10 protein-coding genes are annotated in these 11,886 nt (G+C 53.2%); all 10 read left to right on the forward strand.

From position 1 onward, the window contains the following. The first annotated feature begins 132 nt into the window (after nt 1–132). The 10 genes from ABE504_RS15705 to ABE504_RS15750 all read left to right on the forward strand — a co-directional run bounded on the left by ABE504_RS15705 (nt 133) and on the right by ABE504_RS15750 (nt 11,881). Nucleotides 133–1,896, forward strand: coding sequence for an ABC transporter ATP-binding protein (locus tag ABE504_RS15705; protein ID WP_430090230.1), 1,764 nt, complete (start codon nt 133–135; stop codon nt 1,894–1,896). Then, the gene (locus ABE504_RS15710; RefSeq protein ID WP_430090233.1) at nt 1,893–3,668 is read left to right on the forward strand and encodes an ABC transporter ATP-binding protein; all 1,776 of its coding nucleotides are present in this window, start codon (nt 1,893–1,895) and stop codon (nt 3,666–3,668) included. Before ABE504_RS15705 ends, ABE504_RS15710 begins: the two co-directional genes overlap by 4 nt. 113 nt (nt 3,669–3,781) lie before the next feature. Next, a complete protein-coding gene (locus ABE504_RS15715) occupies nt 3,782–4,576 on the forward strand; it encodes a lipid II flippase Amj family protein (protein WP_430090236.1) in 795 nt (264 codons plus the stop codon). Between the two features lie 84 nt (nt 4,577–4,660). Next, on the forward strand, nt 4,661–5,542 hold the full coding sequence (locus tag ABE504_RS15720) for a radical SAM/SPASM domain-containing protein (protein ID WP_430090238.1): 882 nt from the start codon (nt 4,661–4,663) through the stop codon (nt 5,540–5,542). Between the two features lie 115 nt (nt 5,543–5,657). Beyond that, entirely contained in the window at nt 5,658–7,619 is a 1,962-nt protein-coding gene (locus tag ABE504_RS15725) for an ATP-dependent DNA helicase (protein WP_430090241.1), read from the forward strand. A gap of 100 nt (nt 7,620–7,719) precedes the next feature. Continuing rightward, on the forward strand, nt 7,720–9,120 hold the full coding sequence (locus ABE504_RS15730; RefSeq protein ID WP_430090244.1) for an MDR family MFS transporter: 1,401 nt from the start codon (nt 7,720–7,722) through the stop codon (nt 9,118–9,120). A 112-nt stretch (nt 9,121–9,232) separates the two neighbouring features. Next, nucleotides 9,233–9,637, forward strand: coding sequence for a histidine phosphatase family protein (locus ABE504_RS15735; RefSeq protein WP_430091345.1), 405 nt, complete (start codon nt 9,233–9,235; stop codon nt 9,635–9,637). Between the two features lie 321 nt (nt 9,638–9,958). After that, nucleotides 9,959–10,792, forward strand: a complete 834-nt coding sequence (locus tag ABE504_RS15740) for a VanW family protein (protein ID WP_430090247.1) — start codon at nt 9,959–9,961, stop codon at nt 10,790–10,792. Then, nucleotides 10,770–11,747 (forward strand): hypothetical protein, encoded by a 978-nt coding sequence (locus tag ABE504_RS15745; RefSeq protein WP_430090250.1) that lies wholly within the window; start codon nt 10,770–10,772, stop codon nt 11,745–11,747. The genes ABE504_RS15740 and ABE504_RS15745 overlap by 23 nt, the downstream gene beginning before the upstream one ends. 5 nt (nt 11,748–11,752) lie before the next feature. Beyond that, a complete protein-coding gene (locus ABE504_RS15750) occupies nt 11,753–11,881 on the forward strand; it encodes a hypothetical protein (RefSeq protein WP_430090253.1) in 129 nt (42 codons plus the stop codon). Nucleotides 11,882–11,886 lie beyond the last annotated feature (5 nt).

The raw sequence follows: 11,886 nt of genomic DNA on the forward strand, positions 1-11,886 counted from the left end.
GTTTTAAAATAAAATGGCAAAGAGCACTTGTGTGGCAGAGTTTGGATGAAATCAAACTCTCCGTTGTCGATCACGATCCAATGAAGTATGATGGACTATACGTCACTTAATTCTACGGAGGACCTCTTTGGCATGAGTAAGTCTGTACGCAATAAAAATAACGCCGGTCAATACAAGGAGTTGCTGGGTCGTTATTTGTTCCCGCAAAAAGGAACACTTCTGATTTTAACGATTCTGTTGTTTGCTTCGATCGGACTGCAGCTCGTCAATCCGCAAATCATCCGCTATTTTATTGATCAGGCTGGGCAGCAGGGGGCGATGCAGCCGCTGATCAACGCGGCGCTGCTGTTTATCGGATTTGCCTTGGTGCAGCAGCTCGTTTCGGTCGCTGCTACATATTTCAGCGAAAATCTCGGCTGGACCACGACCAACAAGCTCCGCGTCGATTTGGCGGCGCACTGCTTGTCGCTGGACATGTCGTTTCACAAAAATCATACTTCGGGCTCGCTGATTGAACGCGTGGACGGCGATGTGAATGCGCTTGCGAATTTTTTCTCCTCTATGATTATTCATCTGGTCGGCAATCTGCTGCTCATGACCGGCATCATCGTGCTGCTGTTCCGCGAAAATTGGTTGATCGGGGTAGGGATGGCGCTGTTCGTCGTTTTTGCCGTGTATCTCATCCAGTGGATTCGGAAGTTTGCTGTACCTGTCTGGTCGAAGTGGCGGCAGGCGAATGCCGAGTTTTACGGCTTTATCGGCGAGCATCTGGAGGGAACAGAGGACATTCGCGCGAACGGGGCTGTCGGCTATGTGATGGAGCGTTTCTACACCATGCTGCGAAAAATGCTGCCGCTTCGCATCAAAGCGTTCCTCGGCTTTTGCGCGATGTGGAACACGTCGATTTTCGTGTTTGCACTAGGGAATGCGATGGCGTTCGCGATCAGCGCCTATCTCTGGCATGCAGGGGAAATCTCAATCGGCACCGTGTACTTGATCTTCTTCTACACCGAGCTGCTGGCCAAGCCGATTGAAAAAATCCGTACGCAAATGGAGGATTTGCAAAAAGCGGACGCCAGCATTTCGCGGATTCGGGAGCTGTTCGCGATCGAATCGAACATCCGGGACGGCAAAGGCGCGCAGCTGCCGCAAGGGCCGCTTGGCGTCGAGTTCAACGACGTCACGTTCAGCTATGACGGTGACCAGGCGACGCTGGAGAAGCTCAGCTTTGCTCTGAAGCCGGGCGAAGTGCTCGGCCTGCTAGGTAGAACCGGCAGCGGGAAGTCTACGCTGGCGCGGTTGCTGCTGCGCTTTTACGATCCGCAGCAGGGCGTGATTTCCCTGAGCGGAACGAATATCCGCGATTGCAAGCTCACTGAGCTGCGCAAGCATGTCGCTCTCGTGACGCAAAACATCGAAATCATGCAGGGCACGATTCGCGATAATTTAACGTTCTTCGATAACGGAATCGCGGATGAGACGATTATCGAGGTGCTGGGCGAGCTCGGCCTCGGCGCTTGGTTTGATGCGCTGCCGGAGGGGCTGGATACGATGCTCGCCTCCGGCGGGGGCAGCTTATCGGCTGGGGAAGCGCAATTGCTTGCGTTTGCGCGGGTGTTTTTGACGAAGCCGGGCCTTGTGATTATGGACGAAGCTTCCTCGAGGCTGGATCCGCTTACCGAGCAGCGCATGGAGAAGGCGGTTTCGAAGCTGCTGGATGAGCGCTCCTGCATCATGATTGCCCACCGGCTTGCGACGGTGCAGCGCGCGGATCATATCCTTATTTTGGAGCATGGTAAGGTGATCGAATCGGGACGGAGAGAGGAGCTCGCCGCCAATCCGGGTTCCCGCTTCTCGCATCTGCTCTCGACCGGGCTTGAGGAGGTGCTGGCATGACCACATTTCAATATTTATGGAAACTGATCGCTTACAGACCGATGCGGTATACGATGAATGCGGTGATGTGGACGCTGATTTATTTGGCGCCGATTGCGCCGGGACTTGTGACAAAGGAATTTTTTGATACGCTCACAGGGCATGCGAAACTGGGCTATGGCGTCTGGGGGCTGATTGCGCTGCTCATGGCGGCGGCAATCGGACGGATGATGCTGATCATCATCGGGTTTATCACCGACGTCAACTTCCGATTCCGCATGAGCATGCTGCTGCGCCGCAATCTGCTGGAGCATGTGCTCAAGCAGCCAGGCGCGCAGGCGATTCCGGTGGCGCCGGGCGAAGCAATTTCCCATTTCCGGGACGATGTCGATCAATCCGAGGAAGCCGTGAGCTGGTCGGTTGACGTGTTCGGACTGACGTGTTTTGCACTGGTGTCAGGCTATATCCTCATTCGCATCGATGCTCAAATGACACTGCTCGTCTTTATGCCGATCGTGCTTGTAATTACTGCCGCGCAGCTCGCGACGGTGAGATTGCAGAAGTACCGCGCTGCCAGCCGCGAAGCGACGTCGAAGGTGACGGGCGAGATCAGCGAAATGTTCGGCAACGTGCAGGCGATTCAGGTCGCCGGGGCGGAGCGCAGAGTGATTGAGCGTTTTGCGCGGTCCGGTGATAACCGCCGGAAAGCGATGTTGAAGGACAAGCTGATGGGCGAACTGCTGGATTCCGTATTCTCCAACTCGGTGAACCTGGGAACAGGTCTGCTTCTGCTGCTGGCCGGGGCTAAAATGCGTGCCGGCACTTTTACCGTCGGCGATCTCTCGCTGTTCGTGTATTACCTCACGTTCGTGACGCAGTTTATTACGAATGTTGGCAAGTTCATTACGTATTTCAAGCAAATGAGCGTGTCGCTGCAGCGGCTCACATTCCTGCTGCAAGGGGCTTCGGCCAAGGTGCTGACGATGGCGAAGTCCTTGCATTTGAAGGGCGAGGGGGCGGAGCCCGCTGCCGTTGTAAGAGCAGTGGGCGCTCCGGCGCCGCTGGAGAAGCTCGAGGTGAATGGCCTCAGCTACGCCTACCCCGATACGGGGCGAGGCATCCATGACATTCACCTGAGCCTGCCCCGGGGATCGTTCACCGTCATCACGGGAACGATCGGCTCGGGCAAAACGACCCTGATCCGTTCCCTCCTGGGGCTGCTGCCCACAGGGGAGGGAACGGTCAGGTGGAACGGCGTGCCCGTCGAAGATCCGGGCACCTTCTTCGCGCCGCCGCACAGTGCGTACACGGCGCAGGTCCCGCGGCTGTATTCGGACACGCTGCGGAACAATATTTTGCTCGGGCAGCCCGAGGCGGGGCCTGAGAGTCTGCCGCAGGCGCTGCACGCTGCGGTGATGGAGCAGGACGTCCAGCACCTCGCGAAAGGGCTGGACACGGTCGTCGGGCCGCGCGGCGTGAAGCTGTCCGGCGGCCAGGCGCAGCGCACCGCGGCGGCGCGGATGCTCGTGCGCGACGCCGAGCTGTACGTCTTCGACGACCTGTCCAGCGCGCTGGACGTCGAGACGGAGCAGAAGCTGTGGGAGCGCATGTTCGAGCGGCGTCGCGAAGCGACGTGTCTCGTCGTCTCGCACCGCAAGACAGCGCTCGCCAGAGCGGATCACATCGTCGTGCTGAAAGAAGGCCGCATCGAAGCGGAGGGCACCTCCGCGGAGCTGCTGCACAGCTCGCCGACGTTCCGCGAGCTGTGGCACGGCGACGAGCGGAAAGCTTGAAAAAGAGGGAGCATCCCCTGACTGGAAACAGCAGGAAATGCTCCCTTTTGCTCGAATTGAGAAGGAGAGTCACGCATGTGCTTAGTGACAATCCAACCTGCTGAAGGTGAATTATGTTAACCACGTTAATTACCGTATTTCTTTTAACCATGATCATTCACACCGCAGAGACGCTCTCGTATTCGATCCGCTACGCCGGCGTCAAGGTTAACAAGCTCGCAGTTGCCTTGTCGCTGGTCGGCATTGTCGTACTCGTCTCGCGGACGGCGAATATGATTCAGGGGCCGATGACAGCTCATTTTGTGGACTATGCGAAGAAACATGCGGAGTTCGACTTACTGGAGTTTCTCCGCATTTCTTTACTTGCGTCCTCGATCGGCACGATCATCGGAATCGCGCTGTTCCCGTCGTGCATCCATCTCAGCGCGCGCGTCATCGCCCGTCTGGAGGTGACCGGCTCCATTCCGAAACTCATTTCCAGTGTAACGGTCCAGCAATTGAAGAACACGGCCAAATATATCCGCAAACCGACGTTTCGACTTAGCCAATTTCGGTATTTGGGGGTATCTAAGCGGTTCTTGTTCATTAACATTGTCGTGACGGCCTTTTATTCCGTCGGGGTGCTTGCTTCGCTTTACGCGGCGCATTTGCTTCCAGAGCACGCAACGACCGCGTCGCAGGCTTCGGGCCTCATTAACGGGATTGCAACGATCCTGCTCACCATATTCATCGATCCGCAGCTGGGACTCATTACCGATAAAGCGCTGCACGACGAAAAGCGTCGGGATCAGCTTGGCAAAATTTACGCGCTGCTGATGACAACCCGCTTTCTGGGGACCCTGCTCGCGCAAGTGTTCCTTGTCCCGTCGGCATATTTTATCGGCTGGATGATCAAGCTGTTTTTCTAAGCGACGGAGTTTGCCTTTCCATCCTCTCGCGCAGTTGGTATAATAGCTAGTAGTTTTGAGATACAGCCAGATCGGAGTCTTGACATGAAGAAGTTCAAAAAGTTTTACATTGAAATTACGAGCGTATGCAATCTGGCCTGCACGTTCTGTCCGCAAACGCAGCGAAAGGCGAATTTTATCAAGAAAGAGACGTTCACGGACATTCTGGATCAGATTAAGCCGCATACGAGCCATATTTATTTGCATGTGAAGGGTGAGCCGCTCTTGCATCCGAAGATTGACGAGCTGCTCGACATCGCGCATGAAAAAGGTTTTAAAGTCAATATCACGACGAACGGCACGTTGATTAACAAAAATCGGCACAAGCTTCTTGATAAGCCGGCGCTGCGGCAGATGAATTTTTCGCTGCATAGCTTCGATGGGCACGAAGGGTCGGAGGACAAGGAAAGCTACGTGATGAGCATCCTGAACTTCGTGAAGGAGATCATCGAACGCTCGAACGTGATTATCTCGTTCCGTTTGTGGAACCTCACGCAGGACAACCAAACGAATTCGGAGCGGCAGCGCAACCGTGAGATTCTGGAGATGCTGGAGCGCACATTCGAGCTGGACTACCAGATTGAGGAAAAATTCGTCCGCGGCGAGGGCTTGAAGCTGAGAGATCGCGTGTATTTAAATCAGGATCACGAGTTTCAATGGCCGGATTTAAAAGCGCAGGAGATCGAGGGTCCGGGCTTCTGTCACGCGCTTAGGAATCAGGCGGGCATTCTGGTGGATGGCACCGTCATTCCATGCTGTCTGGATGGAGAGGGCGTTATCAATCTGGGCAATATCAACCAGACGCCGTTCTCGGATATTATCGAGGGCGAGCGAGCGAATCGGTTGTTTGAGGGTTTTTCCCGCCGAGAAGTCGTCGAAGAATTGTGTCGTAAATGCGGCTACCGCGAGCGCTTCAGCTTGGCATAAAGGCAGGGCTCATGCTTGCTGCTTCGGCAGGGAGGATGAGTTTTTTTTGCATTTTCGGTGTAACCGTGGGATAATTAAAGTTTGATTCCTTAGAGAGAGTTTGGAGGCACAGAAGGTGGCACGTTACCCGTTTGCGTATGATCGCAGTCAGCCTTATATGAAGCAGGTTTCCGACTGGATTGCGGATATTTTTTATGATATTTTGCCGGAAGCCGGCTTTGAAGTGCGGGATGAGCAAATTTATATGGCGTTTCAACTGGAGCGCGCCTTTGCGGAGAAGCAAGTGATTTTCGCGGAGGCCGGTGTCGGCACAGGGAAAACGCTCGTTTATTTACTCTATGCGCTGTGCTACGCACGCTACAAAAACAAACCGGCCATTATTGCCTGCGCGGATGAGTCGCTCATTGAGCAGTTGGTGAAGCCGGGCGGGGACATCGACAAGCTGTCGCGCCACTTGGGGCTCGAAATTGATGCGAGGCTGGCCAAGTCGCCAGATCAATACATCTGCTTGCAAAAGCTGGACGAAGCGAGATTTGGGCACGAGGAGTCGGAGCTGTATCGCGAGTTGTACGAGGAGCTGCCTGATTTTGTGCATTCGCGGGAAGCGCTGCAGCGCTTCTATGCCTACGGTGACCGGAAGATGTACCCGCATCTGAACGATGGGCAGTGGCAGCGGATGAATTGGGACGCGTATCAGGATTGTTTTGTCTGTGAAAAAAGACATCGCTGCGGGCAGACACTCTCCCGCGAGGCTTACCGGAAAGCGGCGGATCTGATTATCTGCTCGCACGATTTTTACATGGAGCATCTCTGGACGTATGACAGCCGCAAAAGGGAGGGGCAGCTCCCATTGCTGCCGGAGCACTGCGCCGTCGTGTTCGACGAAGGCCATTTGATGGAGTCGGCGGCGCAGAAGGCGCTGACGTATAAGCTCAAGCACATCGTGTTCGAGGAGCTGCTCGTTCGCCTGCTGAAAGGCGAGGTCCGCGAGTCCCTGGCGGTGTGCATCGACCGGGCGATCGACCAAAGCGAGCGCATGTTCGATGTGCTGGAGCGGAGCTGCCGGCCGATTGCAGGTTCGGATCGCAAGCAGGTCGCGATGAGCGACGAACTGCTCGTGGAAATTCACCGGCTCTGCGATGTGCTGTCCGAGATCGAGGAAGAGCTTGTTTTTGAAAGCGAAATGTTCACGCTAAACGACTATCAGCTCAAAATCGTCGAAGAGCATCTCGAAATGATGCAGAAGGCGCTCGGTCTGTTCCGGCAAAAGCATTCTTTTATCTGCTGGGCAACAGAAAGCATTACGGGCTTGTCCCTGGTCGTGATGCCAAGGACGGTCAAGGAAGTGCTGAGGGAGCACGTCTTCTCGCTGGGCATGCCCATTGTATTCTCTTCCGCCACGCTTTCCGTGGACGGCAGCTTTGACTACATGGCGAGCAGTCTCGGACTGGATGATTATTTGTCCTTTGCGGTGGACTCTCCGTACGATTATGAGGAGCGGATGGAGGTCGTCGTGCCGACATGGACGGAAGGCGGAACGTTCGCCGAGAAGATGGCCGCGGCGGTGCCTTTGCTGCAGCGGACCGAGGGAAGGGCGTTGCTGCTGTTCCCGTCGCAGCAGGAGCTGCAGCAATTCAAGTGGGAGGTTGGCAAGGAAGCCGGGGTTGCTAATCTTCGCTTCCTGTACGAAGGCGATAGCGAAATCTCGCATCTGATCGCGAGCTTCCAAGAAGACGAGCACAGCGTGCTGGCCGCGGTGTCGCTCTGGGAAGGGCTCGACATTCCAGGTCCTTCGCTCTCGAATGTCATCGTGTGGTCGTTGCCGTTTCCGCCGAACGACCCGGTGTTTAATAGCAAGCGCGAGGCGGCGAACGCGCCTTATGAAGAGGTCGACATCCCCTACATGCTGCTGCGGCTGCGCCAGGGGATGGGGCGTCTGATCCGGACGCGGGAGGATCGCGGCGTTATTGCGATTTTCTCGGAGCGCATCCATACGGACAGCGGATTGCGTCAGCGTGTTGCACAGATTTTGCCTTCAGGCGTGGAGATGAAATTGGAAGTGCTCGCGGGGGAGTAAATCGCGTGGGTGAATCCCTTCTCAGTTATAGGCTCGCTCTTGCAAACATAAGCTGAATGTACGCGGCATTTTGAAAATAACGAAACGAGGAACATTCACAATGATCGATAATATTGATCAACTTCACTCTAAAAAGGTCGAGCGGCGCGCATCTTTCCTAAACAGCCGAACGTCCGTCCTAATCAGCATCGTACTGGCGATGCTCGTCGCGTCGATGGATTCTACCATCATGAATACGACGATGCCGATCGTTGCGAAGGAATTGGGGCGCTTCGATTTGTATGCGTGGTCGTTTGCGGCTTACATGATTTTTAACACCGTATTGGCACCTGTGGCCGGACGGATTTCAGATTTATTCGGGCGTAAAAAGGTTTTCGCCTGCGGGATTCTGCTCTTTCTTGTCGGTTCGCTGCTTTGCGGGCTGTCGCAGTCCATGGTGCAGCTTGTTATTTTCCGGGCGGTGCAAGGGATCGGTGCCGGTGTCATGATGCCGTTCCCGATGATTATTGCGGGAGACTTGTTCTCGGTTGAGAACCGTGGAAAAATCCAGGCACTGTTCACCTCGATGTGGGGCTTATCTGCGGTGCTTGCTCCAATCCTTGGCGCTTTTTTCGTTGAATACTTGAACTGGCGTTGGATGTTCTATGTCAACCTGCCGATCTGTTTGCTGGCGTTCCTCATGTTGATGCCCTACAAAGAGGTTTACGAGCCGAAGCCAGCCAAGGTCGACTACATTGGCGCTGTTCTGTTTACCATTGGCGTCAGCCTGTTGCTGCTTGTCACCGTCATTGAAGAGAATCGCGTGGTTTACGGCGTTATCGGAGTTATCTTTCTCATTCTGTTCTATTTCTTTGAAAAGAAACAAGCATCGCCGCTCGTTCCGCTCAGCATGCTGGGTGACCGATCCATTCGTTGGGTCAACATCAACTCCTTCGCCGCTTGCCTCGCGCTCTTTGGCATCGGCAGCTTCATTCCGCTGTTTCTGCAAAACTTTGCCGGTGCGAATTTGTTCATGAGCGGCTTGCCGCTGCTCGGCCTGGCCGCCGGGTGGATGGTCGTCGCGGTACCCGCCGGCAAATGGGTGCTGCGCTACGGATTCCGTTCACTGCTGATTGCGGGCAATATTCTGCTTGTCCTATCAGGAATATTGTTGACGCTGATCGATGCTGGATCAGGCGTTGCTTATGCGACACTCTGCATCACCGTTGTCGGCCTGGCATTCGGCCTGAACTCGACCGTTGCGATCATCGCGGTTCAGCAGTTGGCGGAGCCGCATCAACGGGGAATCTCCACGTCGTTCCTCATGTTCTGCCGCAACATTGGAACGGCGGTCGGCGTTACGATCATGGGCGCGATTCTGACGCGCACGCCAGGGATTACAGGATTTCAGCAGTTATTCCTGTTCGGATTCATTTGCACACTTGCGGCGCTGGTTACGGCGTTCTTTATCCGCGGCCGCAAAATTGAATCAGGTGCTCCTGCCGCGCAGCGTGCGGAGTAAGTAAGAGGGAAGACTGCCGACTGTGAAAGGTCGGTGGTCTTTTTTGTAGTGGTTCAACCATTGGGACAGGAATCTGACTTCGTGACATGGAAATGTAGAGGAATGATTTTCAATTCAACCGCTAGCCCAACGTTTACATGTAGAGATCGAAATTGAAAACCGCTTGGCTGAGCGGGTTTTGAGTAGTAGGGACCTCCCGGATTGGCTGGACCATTTACGTAGTAGTTTTCACGATTTAGATAAATGTCTCCCTGGTGGAGAATCCAGTCGCACAGCTATGCAGCGCATACAATCTGTTGTTGATGAATTGCGTACTGCGGATCACGTGTGCATCGCTGTTGTAACCCATGGAAACCTGATGTCTTTGCTGTTAAAACATGTTGATAATCGTTTTGGATTCGAACAATGGCAGAACCTTTCAAACCCAGATATTTACTGTTTATCACAATTCGATGCTGAACCAAAGTTTCAAAGGATTTGGACTTCACAAGAGACGCTTACCAAAGCCTGCAAATGAGCAGGAATTTCCATCGCTCCCTGCTGGATTTAATGAGATGCCTGCGATTAAGCAGGCATTTTGAGCGAGAGCCCATTTTTTGCGCGGAATTAGCCGAAAAACCTGCTTAATCGCAGGCATTGTGCTGAAAACCACATTCTTGTAGAAAATGCCTGCTTAATCGCAGGAACTAGCTTGTCCACCTCGTCGGATACCTGAATATGAACTAGAGTCGGGGAAATTCATTGTTGTATATTCCTTACAAGCCAGGCAGGAGAATTCCAATATGTGGTTGAACTAGTATATTTGAGATTTTACCATATGGTTAAGGAGGCTCCCGCAATGAAAAAAATCATAATAAGCTACTTTCCTTTTTTATATAAAGTAAGGGTCCAGCAGCTCATCTGGAAGAGGCGTTTGCGCAATCTGAATCCGAAAATTCGGTATGCCTACCGCAAAGAACCTGCTGCGTTTCCGTTTGTCTGCAAGAAGCATAAGTCCATTTTAAGGAGAGTTTTGGCCAATTCAGATCCGATTTTACAAGAGAACAAGATTCAGAACCTAAAAATCGCGCTTGCACATGTCGATGGGATCGTGATTCGCCCTGGGGAGACTTTTTCCTTCTGGCAGTTGATCGGTAAACCCACGCAGGCGAAAGGTTATATCGAAGGCCTGATGCTTTCACATGGGGAGGTTCGAACGGGAACGGGGGGAGGCCTTTGCCAGTTGGCCAACATGCTGTTCTGGCTGGCGCTTCACTCACCGCTTGAGATTAAAGAGCGTCATCATCACAGTTTCGATATTTTTCCCGATGATCGCAGGGTGATTCCTTTCGGGACCGGTACGAGTGTGTTTTATAACTATGTCGATTTGCAGTTTTATAATGCGACGAACGACAGCTTTCAATTTCATATTCGGGTGACAGAGGAGTTTTTGGAAGGAGCGATTCGGAGCAACAGGGACTTAGACGTTCATTATAAAATTGAGGAAAGACATCACCAGTTTTATGAGAAAGCGAATAAATGGTACCGTAAAAACGAAATTTGGCGGATTGCCACGGCGAAGCAAGATCCCGCTTCTGTGAAAGAGGAATTGATGATCCGAAACAATTCGGAAGTTAAGTATATGAAATCGCAAGGGGGGCCAGCGCATCATGAAGAAAATATTAGTTGCTAGTTTCGCAGTTATTTTCATCTCTACGTATCCCTATGCCGCTGCTGAAACTGCAAGCAGGACCGTCAAAGTTGCGCCTAACGTGGTTTCACCGGATTCGCTGCGGATTCCTACCAGTATTACACTGCTCAAAGAAACACCGTTTTACACCGACCCTGATGATCGATTGAATGGAGACTCCGCAGGCTTTCTTGCTCCACAAAAGGGCATTAAAGTGCTAGGCGGTGAATATGCCTGGGCACGCGGACAAAGCTGGTGGAAAATATCGACGGACCTCGGACCCAAATGGATCTCTCCCGAGCCTTGGAATGTCGATGTGCCTCCTCCGGAGAAGATTGTTCTTTTCAACGATACCCCTATCTATGCGACGATGGACGATACGCAAGAGCCCTCAGCGATTTTATCTCCACAGGAGGTGCAGGTCACCGGAGCTGAAAAGCAATGGTTTTATGCAAACGGCCCTGACGAGAAACACTGGGTTCGCATCCACACGTCGTGGCTTGGGGACCAGTGGGTACACCTTCCTGTGGCCAAAATTGGTTATATCAAGCCGGTAGACTATTATTCGTACTATAGTTCTTCGCAAAGTCAGTACTTATTGGACGATCCGACGTATAACGGCCCTTATGGCTCGATGGCGGGTCCAATGTTCAAATGGCTGGGCAATGAAACGGCACACGTTACCGGCGAATTTGTGAGTGTCTATGATACCAATTACCGGCTAGAAACTGAGACAGGGGTGAACTATGTCCACGAAAAAGGAACCCCCATCGTTCGCGGTAACGAAATGATAACTTTGAAGGCGGATACGCCTCTTTTTGCTGCTGCGGATGGGAGTCAAGGCATTGCGTTGATTTTACCGAAACAATCCCTATCTACTTATGAGAAGTCGATACTAAGGTTGAACTCCGTGGGCGGCACACCATATATCGTTTTCCGTCGGAATGGTTGGCCTTAGGGGGCTTGAACCTAAAAGATGCCGTCGTGGAGCCAACCGCTTATTGGGAGGACCCGCAGGGGACGATCTGGTACCTGTTAGAGACCAAAGACGGGAAGGCCTGGGTGAAGAAAGAGCAGGATCTGGAAAGGTAGGAAGA

Origin of the sequence: Paenibacillus oryzisoli, from assembly GCF_050467285.1 — a bacterium.
Lineage (GTDB): Bacteria > Bacillota > Bacilli > Paenibacillales > NBRC-103111 > Paenibacillus_E > Paenibacillus_E oryzisoli_A.